The organism is Caenimonas soli, assembly GCF_013155545.1.
Lineage (GTDB): Bacteria > Pseudomonadota > Gammaproteobacteria > Burkholderiales > Burkholderiaceae_C > Ramlibacter > Ramlibacter soli.
In genome coordinates this window covers 210173-227982 of sequence record NZ_JABJVV010000010.1, presented here as the reverse complement: position 1 = coordinate 227982, position 17810 = coordinate 210173, and the positions used below count along the sequence as shown (strand labels likewise).

General features: G+C 65.0%; 17 protein-coding genes. 14 read left to right on the top strand and 3 right to left on the bottom strand.

Annotated elements, in window-relative coordinates; genetic code table 11:
- Positions 1 to 9 precede the first annotated feature (9 nt).
- Positions 10 to 453, bottom strand: a complete 444-nt coding sequence (locus HNE04_RS17365; protein WP_172221764.1) for a PPC domain-containing DNA-binding protein — start codon at positions 451 to 453, stop codon at positions 10 to 12.
- A 333-nt stretch (positions 454 to 786) separates the two neighbouring features.
- Between HNE04_RS17365 and HNE04_RS17360 the strand changes: the two genes are divergently transcribed.
- Complete coding sequence (locus HNE04_RS17360; RefSeq protein WP_172221761.1) at positions 787 to 1107, top strand: hypothetical protein; 321 nt, start codon at positions 787 to 789, stop codon at positions 1105 to 1107.
- A 6-nt stretch (positions 1108 to 1113) separates the two neighbouring features.
- On the opposite strand, the gene dhaK (HNE04_RS17355) is transcribed toward HNE04_RS17360, so the two are convergent.
- The gene (gene dhaK / locus HNE04_RS17355) at positions 1114 to 2082 is read right to left on the bottom strand and encodes a dihydroxyacetone kinase subunit DhaK (protein ID WP_172221758.1); all 969 of its coding nucleotides are present in this window, start codon (positions 2080 to 2082) and stop codon (positions 1114 to 1116) included.
- 52 nt (positions 2083 to 2134) lie between these two features.
- Entirely contained in the window at positions 2135 to 3163 is a 1029-nt protein-coding gene (locus tag HNE04_RS17350) for a LacI family DNA-binding transcriptional regulator (RefSeq protein ID WP_172221755.1), read from the bottom strand.
- Positions 3164 to 3330: 167 nt separating this feature from the next.
- On the opposite strand from HNE04_RS17350, the gene HNE04_RS17345 reads away from it, so the two are divergent.
- The 13 genes from HNE04_RS17345 (at position 3331) to HNE04_RS17285 (ending at position 17805) form a co-directional block, all read left to right on the top strand.
- Positions 3331 to 3609 (top strand): hypothetical protein, encoded by a 279-nt coding sequence (locus HNE04_RS17345; RefSeq protein ID WP_172221752.1) that lies wholly within the window; start codon positions 3331 to 3333, stop codon positions 3607 to 3609.
- A gap of 190 nt (positions 3610 to 3799) precedes the next feature.
- Positions 3800 to 5131 carry an ABC transporter substrate-binding protein gene (locus HNE04_RS17340; RefSeq protein WP_172221749.1) on the top strand — a complete coding sequence of 444 codons (1332 nt, stop codon included), beginning with the start codon at positions 3800 to 3802 and terminating at the stop codon, positions 5129 to 5131.
- Positions 5132 to 5152: 21 nt separating this feature from the next.
- Positions 5153 to 6160 (top strand): carbohydrate ABC transporter permease, encoded by a 1008-nt coding sequence (locus HNE04_RS17335; protein WP_328700356.1) that lies wholly within the window; start codon positions 5153 to 5155, stop codon positions 6158 to 6160.
- Positions 6157 to 7104 carry a carbohydrate ABC transporter permease gene (locus tag HNE04_RS17330; protein ID WP_172221746.1) on the top strand — a complete coding sequence of 316 codons (948 nt, stop codon included), beginning with the start codon at positions 6157 to 6159 and terminating at the stop codon, positions 7102 to 7104. Before HNE04_RS17335 ends, HNE04_RS17330 begins: the two co-directional genes overlap by 4 nt.
- Entirely contained in the window at positions 7101 to 7292 is a 192-nt protein-coding gene (locus tag HNE04_RS17325; protein WP_172221743.1) for a hypothetical protein, read from the top strand. The genes HNE04_RS17330 and HNE04_RS17325 overlap by 4 nt, the downstream gene beginning before the upstream one ends.
- A gap of 1 nt (position 7293) precedes the next feature.
- Entirely contained in the window at positions 7294 to 8403 is a 1110-nt protein-coding gene (locus HNE04_RS17320; protein ID WP_172221740.1) for an ABC transporter ATP-binding protein, read from the top strand.
- A complete protein-coding gene (locus tag HNE04_RS17315; RefSeq protein ID WP_172221737.1) occupies positions 8396 to 9406 on the top strand; it encodes an ABC transporter ATP-binding protein in 1011 nt (336 codons plus the stop codon). The genes HNE04_RS17320 and HNE04_RS17315 overlap by 8 nt, the downstream gene beginning before the upstream one ends.
- A 27-nt stretch (positions 9407 to 9433) precedes the next feature.
- Positions 9434 to 10072 carry a dihydroxyacetone kinase subunit DhaL gene (gene dhaL, locus HNE04_RS17310; RefSeq protein ID WP_172221734.1) on the top strand — a complete coding sequence of 213 codons (639 nt, stop codon included), beginning with the start codon at positions 9434 to 9436 and terminating at the stop codon, positions 10070 to 10072.
- Positions 10069 to 11052, top strand: coding sequence for a dihydroxyacetone kinase subunit DhaK (gene dhaK / locus HNE04_RS17305; RefSeq protein ID WP_172221732.1), 984 nt, complete (start codon positions 10069 to 10071; stop codon positions 11050 to 11052). The genes dhaL and dhaK (HNE04_RS17305) overlap by 4 nt, the downstream gene beginning before the upstream one ends.
- 8 nt (positions 11053 to 11060) lie before the next feature.
- Positions 11061 to 12212 carry an ABC transporter substrate-binding protein gene (locus tag HNE04_RS17300; protein ID WP_172221729.1) on the top strand — a complete coding sequence of 384 codons (1152 nt, stop codon included), beginning with the start codon at positions 11061 to 11063 and terminating at the stop codon, positions 12210 to 12212.
- Positions 12213 to 12474: 262 nt separating this feature from the next.
- Entirely contained in the window at positions 12475 to 13167 is a 693-nt protein-coding gene (locus tag HNE04_RS17295) for a class I SAM-dependent methyltransferase (RefSeq protein WP_172221727.1), read from the top strand.
- A gap of 340 nt (positions 13168 to 13507) precedes the next feature.
- Complete coding sequence (gene aceE / locus HNE04_RS17290; protein WP_172221725.1) at positions 13508 to 16189, top strand: pyruvate dehydrogenase (acetyl-transferring), homodimeric type; 2682 nt, start codon at positions 13508 to 13510, stop codon at positions 16187 to 16189.
- Between the two features lie 20 nt (positions 16190 to 16209).
- Positions 16210 to 17805: a dihydrolipoyllysine-residue acetyltransferase gene (locus HNE04_RS17285; protein WP_172221724.1), complete on the top strand. Its 1596-nt coding sequence runs from the start codon at positions 16210 to 16212 to the stop codon at positions 17803 to 17805.
- Positions 17806 to 17810 lie beyond the last annotated feature (5 nt).

Sequence of the window (17810 nt, the reverse complement as noted above, 5' to 3'; positions counted from 1 at the left end):
TGGCAGGCCTCACAGGCCGAGCAGGTTGGCGCCGATGCAGCTGTCGAGGGCACGTTCGAGCCGCTTCTCATGCCGCAGCAACGTGATCTCGACCGAGCCGGTGCCGACCTCCAGGTCCAGCAAGTGGCCGCCATAGGCGAGGAAGTCCTTGCCCGCGGCGACCCCGTGAGCGTGAATGGAGGGTTCGCCTTCCTTCCACGCGATGCTGCCCACCATGCTTCCCAGCTCCACGTCGGCGAACCTGCGCGGATCGAAAACCTTCTTCGACGCGTCCCAAAAGCCGAAGGTGGCGTGCACGAAACCCAGGCCAGTGAAGCTGGCGCTGGGAATCTGCTCGCGCCGCGCCAGGCGCTCGAGCTGCGCGAACACGTTGTCGCCCGCGCGCAGCACCATCAGGTAGCCGGTGGGCGTGGGGATGTACTTGCCCTCGGGGTCAGTTGCGAGATGAGTCATGCCAGTCCTTCCGAAGCTGCGGCCTTGCGGTGAGAGAGGTGCATCGCCTCCCGATGAAATATCCTACTGCCATTGTCGGGATTTAAGCGCCTGTCATGAAGGAGTCACGCCAGCCAATTTGCCCTGGACAAGGCTGTGCATAACCAGTTACTCAGCGGTGAACAACTTCCGGCGCGCTGGATGGGGTCTGCTCGAACTTCATCCTGCTGCTCTCAAAAGGCTAGCGTCCCTTAGATGGCTCTTTCTGTGGATTGGCACCGGCCGGCAGGAGCTTGCGGCCCAGACGATAAATTTGTACCACGCGATCGTGCACATACGATTAGCATGGCGCCGATGACCATCGACCTCAGATCCGCTATCGACGCTTGGAGAGAGGCCGTCGCAGACGCTCAGGCGGCCGAACGTCTCCTGAACCAGACCTGGCATCACTACCTGGACAGACGCGGCCCAGCGGCGACCGATGGTCTCGTGAAAGAGGTCGCGCAGTTCCGCGATCGTGCCGAGTCCCGGCTGGCTCGCGCGCTGGCGCTCAGGGATTCGACCGGCGATGAATGTCCATCCACTGTCGTGGCGTTCCCGCACAAAGAGATCGCTGAAGGCAGTGCCGATCCGGAGTCGAGGTCTTCGCGGACCCTGTTGACCGCAAAAAATTGACAGGGGCTACCAGCGCAGGGCGGGGGTCGCCACCGGCGCATCCCAAAGCGACTTCATCTCGTCGTCCAGAAGCGTGACCGTCAGGGAAGCCCCCGCCATTTCCAGCGAGGTGGTGTAGTTGCCGACCAGCGAGCGCACCGGCACCAGGCCGGCGCGGCCCAGATGCTCGGCGGCCAGTTGGTACAGCAGGTACAGCTCCATCAAGGGGGTGCCGCCGAGCCCGTTGACGAACAACAGGACCTCTTGTCCCGGCTTGGGGTTCAAGTCCTTCAGGATTTCCGTCATCAGCTCCTGGACGATGGCGGCAGCCGGCTGGAACGGCGTGCGCCGACGCCCGGGCTCTCCATGAATGCCGACCCCGATCTCCATCTCGCCGGGCCCGATCTCGAAAGTCGGCACGCCTGCCTCGGGCACGGTGCAACTGCTGAACGCCACCCCCATCGAAGCGGTGCCGGCGTTCACCCGGTCGCCCAGGTGCTTGCAGGCCGCCAGGTCCGCGCCGCGCTCCGCGGCCGCGCCGACCATCTTTTCGACCACCACCGTTCCGGCCACGCCGCGCCGTCCCACGTTCAAGGAGACATCGTCGTTGACGAGCACCGACGCGAACTCCATGTCCATCATGTCCATGGCCATCTGGAAGTTCATCACGTCGCCGGCATAGTTCTTCACGATGAAGAGCACGCCCGGGTCGCCCCCAACGGCCTTGGCCGCGGCAAGCATCTGGTTCGGCGAGGGGGAAGTGAACACCTGGCCCGGGCAGGCCGCATCGAGCATGCCGACCCCGACGAAGCCGGTGTGCAGGGGCTCGTGGCCCGATCCTCCGCCGGAGATCAGCGCCACCTTGCCCGGGTTGGGGCTTTTGCGCGCAACGAAGAGCGGATCCAGGTGGACGGTCACCAGCTGGGCGTGGGCCGCCCCGAGCCCCAGCAGGCTTTCATACACGAGGTCGCTCGGGAGGTTGGTGAATTTCTTCATCGCCGCTCGCGTTGGGGTGGTGCGCTGATTATGGTTGCCGCAGAGACGCCTGTCACGCCAGGTTCTCCGCAGTAATGATCTCGATGCGGGGGTTGCTGACGGCCAGCGCGCCGCGCACTTCCTCGCACAGCAGCCGCAGCACTTTGGCGGCGGTCATGATGGCGTAGTGCACGTCCTGCTGCAGGACGTAGGAGACGGCGTTGGCGACCAGCAGCGTGCGGTGTATCTCCAGCATGTCGTGGACGGCGAAGCCCAGCGAGCTGTCGTAGCCGAATTCCTGCAGGGCGCGGCTGACGCCATGCGAGCCCGGCCCCACGTTGTACAGGGCATGCAGCTTCCCGGCGGTTTTCGCCGGGTCGAGGAACTGCCGGGCGAAGGCATAGGCCTGGTCTTCCGATTCGGGCATGTCGGGAAGCTCGATCAGGCGGGCATTCGGGAAACGCTCCTCCAGCACCTGGGCGAAGCCGATGCGCCTGTCGATCTCGGCGGCGAATCGCGTGGGCGGCGAAAGCATGGCGCAGCGGCCGAGCTCGCCATGCGGCAGGCCGCGGCCCAGCAGGATTGCCGCGGTCCGTCCGGCCGCCCGGTTGTCGGCACCCACGAAGGTCTCGCGCAGAGAGCCGGGAACGTCGGAAAACAGCGTGACCACATGCACGCCGCTGCGTGCCAACTCGTTGATGGCCAGCTTGACCTGCGGCACATCCGGGGCGAGCACGGCGATACCGTCGAGATCGGTCATCTTGGCCAGCTCCTGCGCGAAATCGGCACCGTCCTGGTTGGGCAGGCGATGCGTGATCTCGGTGATGTGCTGGTGGCGGAAATCCCCAGCAGCCTGCGCGACGACGCGGTCGATCAGGTCGAAAAAACCACGCCGTGACGCCGGCAGCACAAACCCAAACCGATAGTTCGGCGTCGAGCGCGGGCGGCCGCGGACCGGGCTGGCCGCGCCCAGCGCCTGCATCACGGTACGGACCCGCTCGACCGTGGCTGGGTTGACGCCGGGTCGATTGTTCAGCACGCGATCGACTGTTGCGGTGCTGACGCCCGCGGCTTCCGCGATCTGATTGATGGTGGCTGCCATTGGAGGGGGAATTTACCCCAGATTCGACGGGCTTTGCTGCCGTGGAGCGCAGGGTTTTTGAGGGATTAGGGTTTCTATTGATTGATGGATTAATTGATGTAATTAATATAAATCAATCAAATCAGCCGGCCCGCAAGGAGGCCGGCGCTGAGTCGAAGGAGACAACCATGACGTCCATTCATACCCCGGTCATCACGAGTGCCGAGCCACGCTGTTTTCGCCTCACACCAAGGGGACGCGCCTGCGTGACGGTGGTGGAAAGCGGCGAGCAAACCGTCGGCTCCCTGTCGCGCTATCTGCACGACGTGCTGATGCTGTGCGGCTCGGGGGCCTGGTTCGACCAGCTGCGCCAGTTCATGCCGCCCCGCTCGCTCGAGGAATCTCTGCAGTCCCTGCTGACGCTGGGGCTGATCGAGTGTCAAGAGGGATGTGATTTTACCCATTAGGGTTTGTCTTGATTGATGTATTAACTGACGTAATTAACATCAATCACATCAGACAAGTCGGACGACCTGGCGCGAGTTGTTCAAGCAGCGGGCCGCAGGCAGTGGGGCTGATCGGCGGATGACGCCGGAATAGACGCTTTTTATTTGCAACCCAAGCGTGGCCTGCCACGCACCGTATGGAGACGAACAAATGAGCAAAGCCAAATCAACCTTCTGGCGCCTGATGGCCGGGGCTGCGCTGGGCCTGACCGCGCTGGGCGCGCAAGCGCAGGACAAGCAGCTGACGCTGTGCTGGGCCGCCTGGGATCCGGCGAACGCACTGGTGGAATTGTCGAAGGACTTCACTGCCAAGACCGGCATCCAGATGAAGTATGAGTTCGTGCCATGGCCGAACTTCGCGCAACGCATGCTCAACGAGCTCAACTCCAAGGGCAAGCTGTGCGACCTGCTGATCGGCGACAGCCAGTGGATCGGCTCGGCCGCCACGGAAGGCCACTACGTCAAGCTGAACGAGTTCTTCGACAAGAACAGCATCAAGATGACGGACTTCATGCCCGCCACCGTCGAGGGCTACTCGACCTGGCCCAAGGGCAGCAAGAACTACTGGGCGCTGCCGGCCATGGGCGATGCCGTGGCCTTCACCTACCGCAAGGACTGGTTCGCCCGTCCCGAGCTGCAGGCCGAGTTCAAGCAGAAGCACGGCCGCGACCTGGCGCCGCCCAAGACCTGGGACGAGTTCAAGGAGATCGGCCAGTTCTTCCAGAACCGCACCATCGACGGCAAGAAGGTCTATGGCGCGGCGCTGTACACCGAGCGCGGCTCCGAGGGCATCACCATGGGCGTGACCAACACCCTGTACGCCTACGGCTTCGACTACGCCAACCCGGCCAAGCCTTATGACATGAAGGGCTACGTCAACGGGCCGGGCGCCGTGAAGGGCCTGAAGTTCTACAAGGAACTGTATGACTGCTGCGTGCCGCCCGGCCACAGCAACGCCTACATGACCGAAGACCTGGACGCGTACAAGTCGGGCCAGGTGGCGATGCAGATGAACTTCATCGCGTTCTTCCCCGGTATCTCGAAGGACCCGCAAGTCGGCGGCGAGAAGACCGGCTTCTTCCCGATTCCCAAGGGCGACAAGCAGCTGGCGCAGCTCGGTGGCCAGGGCATTTCGGTGGTGAAGTACTCCGACAAGAAGGACATGGCGCTGCAGTACATGAAGTGGTTCGCCCAACCGGCGATCCAGAAGAAGTGGTGGGACGGCGGCGGCTTCACTTGCCTGAAGTCGATCCTGGAATCTCCCGGCTTCGAGACCAGCACGCCCTACGCCAAGGTGTTCCTGGACTCCATGAAGATCGTCAAGGACTTCTGGGCCGACCCCAGCTACGCCCAACTGATGCTGGCCATGCAGAACCGTGTGCATGACTACGTGGTCGCCGGCAAGGGAACGCCCAACTCAGCCCTCGACGCGCTGCTGAAGGACTGGACCGAGGTCTTCAAGGAAGACGGCAAGCTCAAGTAAGCCAACACTATTGGAACCATCGTGAAACCTCGGGTGTTCATGCAGTGGCCGCAGCCTCAAGCGGCGGCCACCGCAAATTCCTCGGAGCCGGCGGCAAGTGCCCGCCAGGCCGCCGGCCCCGCCCTGGCGCCCAGCATGCTGTTGGCCCGCCAGGGCCTTTCGGACCGGGCCCTGGCGTGGCTCTTCGTCGGCCCCACCATCGCGCTCCTGCTGGCCTTCAACATCTTCCCGCTGCTCTGGACCATCTGGCTGTCGTTCACCAATTTCCGCGCCAACCGGCCCAACGCCGAAGTCGTATGGCTGGGGATCGACAACTACCGGCGCGTTCTCGGCAACGAGGCGATCTGGGAAAACATGCGGGCCACCGCACACTTCCTGGTGTCCTCGATCGCGCTGCAACTGGTGCTGGGATTCGTGCTGGCGTTGCTGCTCAACCGGCGCTTTCGCTCCCACAGTTTCTGGAGCACCGCCATCCTGCTGCCCATGATGCTGGCGCCCGCCGTGGTGGGCACCTTCTGGAAGTACTTTTTCGAACCGCAGTACGGCATCTTCAACGCCATCGCCCGTTTCCTCGGGGCCAGCGGCGACTTCACCATGCTGGGCAGCACCCAGCTGTCCCCATGGGCCATCGTCCTCGTGGACACCTGGATGTGGACGCCGTACGTCATGCTGCTGCTGCTGGCCGGCCTCAAATCGATTCCGCCCTACCTGTACGAGGCCGCAGAGATCGACCGCGCCTCGGAGTGGACCAAGTTCTGGCGCATCACGCTGCCCATGGTCATGCCCTTCATCCTGCTGGCGCTGCTGTTTCGCACCATCGAGAACTTCAAGATGTTCGACCTGGTGGACCAGCTGACCAACGGCGGACCGGGGTCGGTGACCGAGCTGGCCTCGATCCACCTCAAGCGCGAGGCCTTCGAGAAATGGCGCACCGGCTACGCCTCGGCCTTCGCCATCATCCTGTTCGTTTCCATCTACGGCCTGTCCCTGGTGACGGTGCGATTCCTCGACAAGGTGAAACAGCGATGAAAACCATGCCCCACAGCCCGCTGGAGCCCAGCGCCGCCGCCAAATGGTTTGCCGGCATCGTGGTGATCGGCTATGCCGTCATCACGCTGATTCCGCTGGCCTGGATCTTTATGACCAGCTTCCGCACGCCGGCCGACTCCATCGCCTATCCGCCCAAGGTGGTGGCGCAACCCTCGCTGGTCGGCTACGTCAACCTGTTCACCACCCGCTCGCGCGTGTCGGCCGACGAGCTGGCGGCCCTGCCGCGGCCCAGGACCTGGTACGAAGGGCTGGTGCGCGAGCAGCAGATGATCCTGGCCGGGCCTTCGCGCTTCACGGACCGCTACCTCAACTCGCTCCTGATCGGTTTCGGCTCCACGCTGCTGTCCGTGGTGCTGGGCACGCTGGCCGCCTATGCCTTCTCGCGCTTCCGGGTGCCGGGCAAGGACGACTGGCTGTTCTTCATCCTGTCGACGCGGATGATGCCGCCGATCGCCGTGGCGATCCCGATCTACCTGATGTTCCGCAACCTGGGGCTCAACGACACGCACCTGGGGCTGATCCTGCTGTACACGGTGGTGAACCTCTCCCTGGCTGTCTGGCTGCTCAAGGGCTTCATGGACGAGATTCCGCGCGAGTACGAGGAGGCCGCCATGGTGGACGGATACACCCGCTGGCAAGCCTTCGTCAAGGTGGTGCTGCCGCAGGCCGCGACCGGTATTGCGACCACCGCGATCTTCTGCCTGATCTTCGCCTGGAACGAGTACGCCTTCGCGCTGCTGCTCACCAGCGGCACGGCGCAGACATCGCCGCCCTTCATTCCGACCATCATCGGCGAGGGGGGACTGGACTGGCCCGCCATGGCCGCCGGCACCACGCTGTTCCTGCTGCCGGTGCTGGTATTCACCGTGCTGTTGCGCAAGCACCTGCTGCGTGGCGTGACCTTCGGAGCGATCCGCAAATGAAAACCACCCGTTCCACACCGCGCTGGCTGCGCCGCGGCCCCTGGGAGCACGGCACCAGCGCCCTGATCGGCCTGGGCCTGGTGATGCTGATGCAGCCCTGGTCGCTCACGGCGTACAGCTACTCCTTCGTCGTGCTGCTGGCCGGCGTGATCGGCTACTCCATCGCAGTCAAGCTGCCGGAGCATTGAAATGTCTGAAATAAGAATCCAAAACCTGCAGAAGCGTTTTGCCGACTTCACGGCCGTGCGCGGCTCCAGCCTGGTGCTCGAGAGCGGCAAATTCGTCGTGCTGCTGGGCCCCTCGGGCTGCGGCAAGACCACCACGCTGCGCATGATCGCCGGCCTGGAATTCCCCACCGGCGGCACCATCACGCTGGAAGACCAGGACGTGACGTATCTCAGGCCGCGCGAGCGCGACATCGCGATGGTGTTCCAGCTGTTCGCGCTCTATCCGCACATGGGCGTGCGCGGCAACCTGGAGTTTCCGCTGCGCAACGAAGGCGTGCCGCGCGCCGAGATCGACCGGCGCGTGCAGGAGGTTGCCTCCATCCTTCGCATCGAGCACTTGCTTCATTCCAGCATCAGCGGGCTGGCCGGCGGCGACCGCCAGCGCGTGGCCCTGGGCCGCGCCATCGTGCGCAAGCCCAAGGCCTTCCTCATGGACGAGCCGCTGGGCACGCTGGACGCGGAGTTTCGCGAGCTGATGTGCGTGGAACTGCGCAAGCTCCATGACCGGCTCAAGACCACCACCGTGTTCGTCACGCACGACCAGAACGAGGCGATGGCGCTGGCCGACCACATCGTTGTGATGAACGAGGGCGAGATCCTGCAGGCCGACGACCCGCACGGCATCTATGCCTTCCCGTCCTGCCTGTTCGTGGCGCGCTTCATCGGCCGCCCGCCCATGAACCTGATGCGGGCGCAGGCACCCGTGACGCGCGGCGACACCAGCGTGCGCCTGGCGGGCCGGTCCATCGAGGTCCCCATGGTGGACGCCCCGGCGGCTTCCGTGGTGCTGGGCATCCGGCCTGAACATGTGCGGCTGCTGGGCGCCGACGCGGGCAGCCTGGGCGGCACCATCGAGCATGTCGAGTACTTCGGCTCCCACTGGGTGGCCGAGGTCCGCACCGAGGCCGGGCTGCTGAAAGTGCTGGCCGACAAGACCGTCCGCCCGGCGTTGAAGGACCGGGTGGGCTTGTCGTTCGATACCCGGCATATCGTGCTGTTCGACGCGGACACCGAGAAGCTGCTCCCCAGCGCGACCACGCGCACCCACAAACCGAGCGTGCGCCATGGCTAGCATTTCACTTCAAGGCATCCAAAAACGGTTCGGCGAAACCACCGCACTGGCGGACGTGCAGCTGGACATCCTGGACGGCGAGTTCTTCGTGCTGCTGGGCCCCAGCGGCGCCGGCAAGACCACCACCCTGCGAGTCATCGCCGGGCTGGAGCGGCCCGACTCGGGCCAGGTGCGCATGAACGGCGAGGACGTCACGACGGCGGCGCCGGCGCAGCGAGATTGCGCTTTCGTGTTCCAGCAGTACTCGCTGTATCCGCATCTCACCGTTTTCGACAACCTGGCGTTCCCCTTGCGCGCGCCGATGCGCCGCATCGCCGAGGGCGAGATCCGCCAGCGGGTGGAACGGGTGGCCGCCATGCTGCACATCGAAAGCAAGTTGCAGCGCAAGGCCACGGCCCTGTCCGGCGGCGAGATGCAGCGCGTGGCGATCGGCCGCGCCCTGGTGCGTGAGCCGCGCGTGTACCTGATGGACGAGCCTCTGTCCTCGTTGGACGCGAAGCTGCGGGAGGAATTGCGCGTCGAGCTCAAGCGCCTGCAGCGCCAAAGCGGCGCCACCGTGGTCTATGTGACGCACGACCAGGTGGAAGCCACCACCATGGCCGACCGCATCGCCATCCTGGAAGATGGGCACATCCAGCAGGTAGGAACGCCCGAGGAGATCTATCGCGAGCCCGTGTCGGTGCATGTCGCCCAACGCCTGGGGTCACCGCCGATCAACGTCCTGCCGGCCGACTGGTTCGCCGGTCAGCATCCGGCCGCGGCCGTGAGCGTCGGCATCCGCCCGGAGGACGTCGAACTGGCGGGCGAGGGTGAGGGCTTCGAGTGCACCGTCATCGAGTCCTCGCTGCTCATGCACCACGTGATCGCCGAGCGCCACGGCGTGGAAGTGCGCGCCCGCCTGATGCAAAGCGTCGCGCCTCATCCCCGGTCCCCCATCCGCCTGCGTTTCCCGCCCGGCCAGCGCCTGCTGTTCGACCGGGCCGGGCAGCGCGTGTCCGCCTGATATCCCAATCACAACGAGAACCCTGCCATGAACACCCAAGACATCATCGCCGCCGTGGAGGCGGTGCAAGCCGCGATCCTTGCCAACGAGCAGCAGATCGAATCGCTGGACCGCGCCATCGGCGACGGCGATCACTTCATCAACGTGCGGCGCGGCTGCGAAGCCATCGCCGCCCTCAAGCCCGAACTCGCGCCCCTGCCGCCTTCCCAGGCGTTCAACCGCATCGGCATGAAGCTGCTCAGCACCATCGGCGGCGCCTCCGGGCCGCTCATCGCCAGTTTCTTCCTCTCCATGGGCAAGGAGCTGGAGGGCCTCACCGAACCGGACGCCAAGAGCTTCGCGCAAGCGCTGGCCGCCGGCGTCGAAGCCATCAAGAGCCGCGGCAAGGCCGACCTGGGCGAGAAGACCATGCTGGATGTGCTGATCCCGGCCGCGCGGCTGTTGGTGCGGCTGGCGGACGAGGGCAGCGACCTCGACACCTTGTGCTCCAGGCTCAAGCACGAAGCCGAACTCAACATGCTGGCCACCCGCGACATGATCGCGACCAAGGGCCGCGCGCACTTCCTGGGCGAGCGCGCGCTGGGACACATCGACCCCGGTGCGAAGACCAGCCAGGTGGCGCTGTTCGCGGTGTGCGACATGCTAACCATCGGAGCTGCGTCATGAAGAAATTCGTCAACGATGTCGAGCTGCTGCTGCGCGAGTCGCTGCAGGGAATGGCCGCCGCGCACAGCGATCTGCTGTCGCTGCACCTGGACCCAACGTTCGTCACCCGCAAGCAACCGCCCCAGCGCAAGGTTGCGCTGATCTCGGGCGGCGGCTCGGGGCATGAACCGCTGCACTGCGGCTTCATCGGCAAGGGCATGCTGGACGCGGCCTGCCCCGGGCAGGTCTTCACTTCGCCGACGCCCGACCAGATGCTCGCGGCCGCGACGGAAGTCGATCGCGGCAAGGGCGTGCTGTTCATCGTCAAGAACTACGCCGGCGACCTGATGAACTTCCAGATGGCCGCCGAAATGATGCAACAGCCCTGCGCCACCGTCCTGGTCAACGACGACGTGGCCGTGGAGCGTTCCACCCACGGCACGGGCCGGCGCGGCGTCGCCGGCACCATGATCGTCGAGAAGATGATCGGCGCCGCAGCGGAGGCGGGCGCCAGCCTCGAGCAGTGCAAGGTGCTGGGCGACCGCGTCAACAGCCGTACCGCCTCCATGGGCGTGGCTTTCACCAGCTGCACCGTGCCGGCGGCGGGACGTGCGACCTTCGACATCGCCGATGACGAGATGGAATTCGGCGTAGGCATCCATGGGGAGCCCGGGCGGCGCCGCTCGAAGGTGCGCCCGGCCCAGGAACTGGTGGACGAACTGATGGGCGCCATCCTGGGCGACCTGAAGCCCAAGACCGGCTCGCAGGTGCTGCTGCACGTCAATGGCTTCGGCGGCACGCCCCTGATCGAGCTGTACCTGCTCTATCACTGCGCGAGCCAATTGCTCGAAGGCAGGGGCCTGAAGGTGGCGCGGTCGCTGGTGGGCAATTACACGACTGCGCTGGAGATGGCCGGCGCGTCGATCACGGTCACGATGATGGATGAAGAGATGAAGTCGCTGTGGGATGCGCCGGTGCACACGGCCGCGCTGCGCTGGTAGGGGCCTTCATGACGACGAACCGGAGAGGGGCCATCACCCTGGCCTGCGCCGCGGCGGCGGGGCTCGCATGGCCGGCCCTGGGCCTGGCTGCCAGGAAACCGTCCGCGGACGGCATCGTGCGTCTGGGCCAATCGACTGCGTTGACGGGCAATAACGGCGCCGTGGGGCGGCAGTTTCGTGATGCGGCCCAGGGCTGGTTTAATCTGGTCAACAACCAGGGTGGGGCAGGGGGCCATAGGCTCGAACTCGTCACGCTCGACGACGGCGGCGTGGTCGAACGCGCAACGACCAACGCCAAGCTCCTGACCAGCACGCACGCGGTCTCGGGATTCTTCGGCTTCGTGGGTCCAGGCGCCAACCGCGAAGGAATGCAGGTGGCGCTGGAGGAGGGTGTGCCCTTCATCGCCCCGGTCAGCGGCATGGACGTGTTGCGGCAACAGGCCAACGGGCACGTGTTCCTGCTGCGCGCCGGCCATCGTGACGAGATTCGCCAGATCATCCGGCACACCAGCTCCACCGGCATCACTCGCGTGGGCTTGCTCTTCGAATACGAATCGGCGGGATGGGAGATCAGGGATTCGTTCGCGCAGGCCGCCGAAGCCGCCAAGCTTTCCAGCAACATCAGCGCCAGCGTTTCGCGCGGCAGCGCCGATGTCGGCGCTTCGGTTCCCGCGCTGCTGGCAGCCAATCCGCAGGCCATCATCCTGTCGGCCAACCCGAGTGCCAGCGCGGCGTTCGTGCGCGCCGCGCGCAAGGCCGGTTTCGGTGGCAGTTTCTACACGGTCTCCACAGTCGGTGGCCAGGTGCTGCTCGACCAGCTGGGCCCGTTGGCGGTGGGAATCTCCGTGGCCCAGGTGGTGCCGTTCCCCTGGGGCGGCGGCACCGCCATTTCGCGCGAATTCCTGGCGTTTTGCGCGGACAACAAGATCACGCCCGACTTCGCGAGCATGGAAGGCTACGTGGCGGCGCGCTGGTTGACCGAGGCGTTGAGGCGGGCCAAACCGCGCGAGGCGAGCGCGGCGGCAATCGCCTCGGCGCTGGAACGCCTGCCGGCGGTCAACCTCGGCGGTTTTCCGCTGGCTTTCAATGGCGACACGCGAAGCGCGTCGTCGTTCGTGGAACTGACGGTGGTGTCGAATGCGCTGAAGTTTCTCAAGTGACGCATTGCTGCAAGCCTGACCGAGCAAACAGCATGGCCGTTCTTTTCGGCGCCAGGCCGAGCTGCCTGCTTCCCAAGCCGAAGGACGCAGGAGAAGGCATGGCGGGCGGTCTTCCGCTGCCCGTCCTTTTTGCGCAGCCAACGTCATGCGTAGCAAAGCCAGGCAGCGGTACAGCAGATTCCTCTTGCGTCCTACAGGCTGTCGAGTACGGCGCTGCATAGCATTGCGTACCCTCACCGTCTGCGGCTTTTAGGAGGTCCCTATGGGCATGGGCCTGCGCACGCGGCTCAAGATGACGATTTCCAGCATTCCCCTTGCGCACGACTTGACTTTGAAGCTTCTTTCGCGCGAGAGCATTTTTTCGCGGGCATATAGTTCCAGAGCCTGGGGGAGCGAGGAAAGTGGGTCAGGAGTCGGCTCGGAACTCGGCGCGACTGAGGCGCTGCGCGCGTATCTTCCCGGCCTGTTTAAACGCCTGGGCGTCGAAAAGATCCTCGACGCTCCCTGCGGCGACTGGAATTGGATGCGACTTGTTGATCTGGAAGGCATCGATTACGTGGGCGTCGATGTGGTCCCAGAGGTCATTGCAAAGAATCAAGCGGCCTACGCGGCGGCGGGCGTTCGCTTCAAGGTTGCCGACATAACCAGGGATGACCTTCCGAGTGCAGACCTCATACTTTGCCGAGACTGCTGGGTTCATCTGTCCTTCCGTGACGCCGCCTCGATCCTCGAGAATTTTCGCCGCTGTGGCGCCACCTGGCTCCTTGTCAGCAACAGCCCACAGATATCCGAGAACAAGAACCAGTTGACTGGCTTGAGTTGGCGCTATCTCAACCTCCACCAGCCACCGTTCAATTTTCCGGCCGGATTGGAAGCCCGCAAAGATCACTACGACGATCACGGATTTCAAATCACCCTGTGGCGGATCGCGGATCTGCCCAGGATCAATGCTTGATCGCCAGGCGATCCAGCCTTCGGCTCGAGTCCGAGGACAGGCGCATGCGGTTGACGACCTCGCGCATGGCGCTCTCGCAGATCCGTGCCGGTGCTGATGAGCTGGCGTGGGGCCGATCTCCGTAGTAACCCTCATTCGGACACGCGATAAACCATACGCCGCTCATGGCGTCATTCCGGCACTTCGTTCAGGGCGCCCCGCGCGGGGAATGCGAATGTCCTGTCAAAACAAAGACTTGGCGACGAGTCAACCCATTCATCAGCCCTGGCATGCCGATTGCGAACTGCTTGGCATGCGTGTGGCACGTGAAGCGACATACGCCAGACCAAAAGGAGACAAGATGAATCTGAATGACGACGTCGATCCGATCGAAACCATCGAATGGGTCGATGCGCTGCGCGCGGTAGCACAGCATCGCGGGCCACAACGCACCAACCACATCGTCAACCGCCTGGTCGACCTGGCGCGGCAGGACGGCGTGTACGTGCCGCGCTCGCTGAACACGGCCTACAAGAACACCATCGAGCCCCATGCCCAGGAGAAATCGCCGGGCGACCGCGACATCGAGCATCGACTGCGCTCCATCATCCGCTGGAACGCGATGGCGATCATCCTGCGCGCCAACAAGGAGTCGTCCGAACTCGGCGGCCACATCGCCAGCTTCCAGTCGGCGGCGACGCTGTACGACATCGGCTTCGGCCATTTCTGGCACGCGCCCACCGAGCAGCATGGCGGCGATCTCATATACATACAGGGCCACTGCTCGCCCGGCATCTACGCCCGCGCCTTCGTCGAAGGGCGCCTCACTGAGCAGCAGCTGCTGGGCTACCGGCAGGAGACGGAAGGCAAGGGCATTCCCTCGTACCCGCATCCCTGGCTGATGCCTGACTTCTGGCAGTTCCCCACCGTCTCCATGGGCCTGGGCCCGCTGATGGCGATCTACCAGGCGCGCTTTTTGAAGTACCTGCAGGGCCGCGGCCTGGCCGAGACGGCGCCGCGCAAGGTCTGGGCCTTCATGGGCGACGGCGAGATGGACGAGCCCGAGTCGCTGGGAGCGATCTCGCTGGCGGGGCGGGAGGGCCTGGACAACCTGATCTTCGTCATCAACTGCAATCTGCAGCGCCTGGATGGCCCGGTGCGCGGCAACGGCAAGATCGTTCAGGAACTGGAGTCGGTCTTCCGCGGTGCCGGCTGGAACGTCATCAAGGTGCTGTGGGGCACCGGATGGGACAAGCTGCTGGCCAAGGACAAGAGCGGCCTGCTGCTCAAGCGCATGGAAGAGTGTGTCGACGGCGAATACCAGGACTTCAAGAGCAAGAGCGGCGCCTATGTCCGCGAGCATTTCTTCGGCAAGTATGAAGAACTTAAGGCGCTGGTCGCCGACATGAGCGACGGCGAGATCTGGGGCCTGACACGCGGCGGCCATGATCCGGAGAAGGTGTTCGCGGCCTACGCGGCCGCCGTCAAGCACACCGGCCAGCCGACGCTGATCCTGCCCAAGACCGTGAAGGGCTACGGCATGGGCGAATCGGGCGAGGGCCAGATGATCGCCCACCAGGCCAAGAAGATGACGCAGGACGCGCTGCGCGGCTTTCGCGACCGCTTCCAGATCCCGGTGTCCGACGAGGACCTGCCGAAGATGCCGTTCATCAAACTGCCCGAGGACAGCCCCGAGATGAAGTACCTGCGCGCGCGCCGAGAGGCCCTGGGCGGCTACTTGCCGCAGCGCCGCCAGAAGTCGGCCGCGCTCACCATCCCGCCCCTGGACACCTTTCGGCGCCTGCTGGCCAGCTCCGCCGAGCGGGAGATCTCGACCACCATGGCCTTCGTGCAGATGCTGGGCACGCTGGTGCGCGACAAGAACATCGGCAAGCACATCGTCCCGATCGTACCCGACGAGTCGCGCACCTTCGGCATGGAAGGCATGTTCCGCCAGCTGGGCATCTACTCGTCGCTCGGCCAGCTGTACAAGCCGCAGGACGCGGACCAGCTGATGTACTACCGCGAATCCAAGGACGGGCAGGTGCTGCAGGAGGGCATCAACGAAGGCGGGGCCATGTCCAGCTGGATCGTTGCCGCCACCTCGTACAGCGTGAGCAACGTGCCGATGATCCCGTTCTACATCTATTACTCGATGTTCGGGCTGCAGCGGGTGGGCGACCTGGCCTGGCTGGCCGGCGATATCCGCGCTCGCGGCTTCCTGCTGGGCGGGACCGCCGGTCGCACCACGCTCAACGGCGAGGGCCTGCAGCATGAGGACGGCCACAGCCACCTGCTGGCCGCAACGATTCCGAACTGCGTGTCCTACGACCCGACATTCGCCTACGAGATGGTGGTCATCGTGCGCGAGGGCATGCGCCGCATGTACGAGCAGCAGGAGGACGTCTTCTACTACCTCACCCTGATGAACGAGAACTACCCGCACCCCGGCCTGGCCGAGGCGGGGAAGGACGCGGAAGCCGGCATCCTCAAGGGCCTGTACAAGCTCAAGGACGGCGGCAAGACGGGGAAGAAGGGCCTGCGCGTCCAGCTCATGGGCAGCGGCACCATCCTGCGCGAAGTGATCGCCGCGGCAGAGTTGCTCAAGACCGACTTCAATGTCACCGCCGACATCTGGAGCGCGACCAGCTTCAATGAACTGCGCCGCGACGGCATGGCGGCTGCGCGCTGGAACCTGTTGCACCCGACCGAGGCGCCGCGTCAGAGCTGGGTCGAAACCTGCCTCCAAGGTACCGAGGGCCCGGTGATCGCATCCACCGACTACATGCGCAGCTACGCCGACCAGGTGCGCGAATACGTGCAGGCCGCGGGCCGGCGCTTCACGGTGCTGGGCACCGACGGCTTCGGGCGCAGCGACTACCGCGTCAAGCTGCGCAAATTCTTCGAAGTCGATCGCCACTACGTCGCCGTCGCCGCGCTGAAGGCGCTGGCCGACGAAGGCGCCATCAAGCCGGCGCTGGTGGCCGAGGCCATCGCCAAGTACGGCCTGGACACCGAGCGCGCGGCGCCCTGGACTGTTTGACCCGACTGGAACGACACAACATGAGTCAAATCATCGACATCCCGGTGCCCGACATCGGTGACTTCAAAGACGTGCCCGTGATCGAGATCTTCGTCAAGGTCGGCGACGCGGTGAAAGCGGAGGACCCGCTGATCTCGCTGGAATCCGACAAGGCCACGATGGACGTGCCGGCGCCCCACGGCGGCGTGGTCAAGGCGATCAAGGTCAAGGTTGGCGACAAGGTCAGCCAAGGCAGCGTGGTCATGCAGTTCAACGGTGCCGCCGGTGCTGCCGTGGTGGCCGCCGAGGCCACCAAACCCAGCGTCAGTGCGCCGCCGGCGCCCGTCAGCGCCCCGGCCGGGCTGGCCGAGGTGCGCGTGCCCGACATCGGCGACTTCAAGGACGTGCCGGTGATCGAGATCTTCGTCAAGCCCGGCGACACGGTGAAAGCCGAGGACCCGCTGATCTCGCTGGAATCCGACAAGGCGACGATGGATGTGCCGGCTCCGCTGGGTGGCGTGGTGCAGGAGATTCGCGTCAAGCTGGGTGACAAGGTCTCGCAAGGCAGCGTCATCATGACGTTGTCGACGGGGGCGGTGAGTGCCGCTGCGCCGGCCAATGTCGCGCCAGCGGCAGCCGTGCCCCCACCCCAACCCTCCCCCGGAGGGGGAGGGAGCAACACCATCGACGAGGCGGCGTTCGCCTTGGCCTACGCCGGGCCGGCGGTGCGCAAGCTAGCGCGCGAACTCTCGGTGGACCTGGGCCGTGTCAAGGGCAGCGGCGCGCACGGCCGCATCGTGCGCGAAGACGTCGAAGCCTTCGCCAAGGGCGGGGGCACAGCGGCCGGCGCAGCGCTTTCGGCCGCCAAGGCCGCCGCCGCGCCGTCCGGTGGTGGCGCTGGGCTGGACCTGCTGCCCTGGCCCAAGGTCGACTTCGCCAAGTTCGGGCCGGTCGAGCGCAAGGAACAGAGCCGAATTAAAAAGATCTCGGCCGCCAACCTGCATCGCAACTGGGTGGTGATTCCGCATGTCACCACGCATGACGAGGCCGACATCACCGACCTGGAGCAGTTCCGCGTTCAGATGAACAAGGAGCTGGACAAGTCGGGTGTCAAGATCAGCATGCTGCCCTTCATGATCAAGGCAGCGGTGGCGACGCTCAAGAAGTTCCCCGAGTTCAACGCCTCGCTTGACGGCGACGCCCTGGTGCTGAAGAACTACTGGAACATCGGCTTTGCCGCCGACACGCCCAACGGGTTGATGGTTCCGGTGGTCCGCGACGCGGACAAGAAGAGCGTGCCCGACATCGCCAAGGAGATGGGCGAGCTGGCCAAGCTGGCGCGCGACGGCAAGCTCAAGCCCGACCAGATGCAGGGCGGCACCTTCACCATTTCATCGCTTGGCGGCATCGGCGGCATGTACTTCACGCCCATCATCAATGCGCCCGAGGTGGCCATCATGGGCGTGTGCAAGAGCTTCTGGAAGCAGCACTCCGCCGACGGCAAGAACTGGGCCTCGCGCCTGACCTTGCCGCTGTCGCTCTCCTGGGACCACCGCGTGATCGACGGCGCCGCCGCCGCCCGCTTCAACGTCCATTTCGCCAACCTGCTCGCCGACATGCGGCGCGTGATGTTCTAAGGCTC

What these genes read in the sequence shown, in the direction of transcription:
- HNE04_RS17365 (WP_172221764.1), bottom strand. Translation starts at nt 453, where the DNA reads ATGACTCATCTCGCAACTGACCCCGAGGGCAAGTACATCCCCACGCCC.
- HNE04_RS17360 (WP_172221761.1), top strand. Translation starts at nt 787, where the DNA reads ATGACCATCGACCTCAGATCCGCTATCGACGCTTGGAGAGAGGCCGTC.
- dhaK (WP_172221758.1), bottom strand. Translation starts at nt 2,082, where the DNA reads ATGAAGAAATTCACCAACCTCCCGAGCGACCTCGTGTATGAAAGCCTG.
- HNE04_RS17350 (WP_172221755.1), bottom strand. Translation starts at nt 3,163, where the DNA reads ATGGCAGCCACCATCAATCAGATCGCGGAAGCCGCGGGCGTCAGCACC.
- HNE04_RS17345 (WP_172221752.1), top strand. Translation starts at nt 3,331, where the DNA reads ATGACGTCCATTCATACCCCGGTCATCACGAGTGCCGAGCCACGCTGT.
- HNE04_RS17340 (WP_172221749.1), top strand. Translation starts at nt 3,800, where the DNA reads ATGAGCAAAGCCAAATCAACCTTCTGGCGCCTGATGGCCGGGGCTGCG.
- HNE04_RS17330 (WP_172221746.1), top strand. Translation starts at nt 6,157, where the DNA reads ATGAAAACCATGCCCCACAGCCCGCTGGAGCCCAGCGCCGCCGCCAAA.
- HNE04_RS17325 (WP_172221743.1), top strand. Translation starts at nt 7,101, where the DNA reads ATGAAAACCACCCGTTCCACACCGCGCTGGCTGCGCCGCGGCCCCTGG.
- HNE04_RS17320 (WP_172221740.1), top strand. Translation starts at nt 7,294, where the DNA reads ATGTCTGAAATAAGAATCCAAAACCTGCAGAAGCGTTTTGCCGACTTC.
- HNE04_RS17315 (WP_172221737.1), top strand. Translation starts at nt 8,396, where the DNA reads ATGGCTAGCATTTCACTTCAAGGCATCCAAAAACGGTTCGGCGAAACC.
- dhaL (WP_172221734.1), top strand. Translation starts at nt 9,434, where the DNA reads ATGAACACCCAAGACATCATCGCCGCCGTGGAGGCGGTGCAAGCCGCG.
- dhaK (WP_172221732.1), top strand. Translation starts at nt 10,069, where the DNA reads ATGAAGAAATTCGTCAACGATGTCGAGCTGCTGCTGCGCGAGTCGCTG.
- HNE04_RS17300 (WP_172221729.1), top strand. Translation starts at nt 11,061, where the DNA reads ATGACGACGAACCGGAGAGGGGCCATCACCCTGGCCTGCGCCGCGGCG.
- HNE04_RS17295 (WP_172221727.1), top strand. Translation starts at nt 12,475, where the DNA reads ATGGGCATGGGCCTGCGCACGCGGCTCAAGATGACGATTTCCAGCATT.
- aceE (WP_172221725.1), top strand. Translation starts at nt 13,508, where the DNA reads ATGAATCTGAATGACGACGTCGATCCGATCGAAACCATCGAATGGGTC.
- HNE04_RS17285 (WP_172221724.1), top strand. Translation starts at nt 16,210, where the DNA reads ATGAGTCAAATCATCGACATCCCGGTGCCCGACATCGGTGACTTCAAA.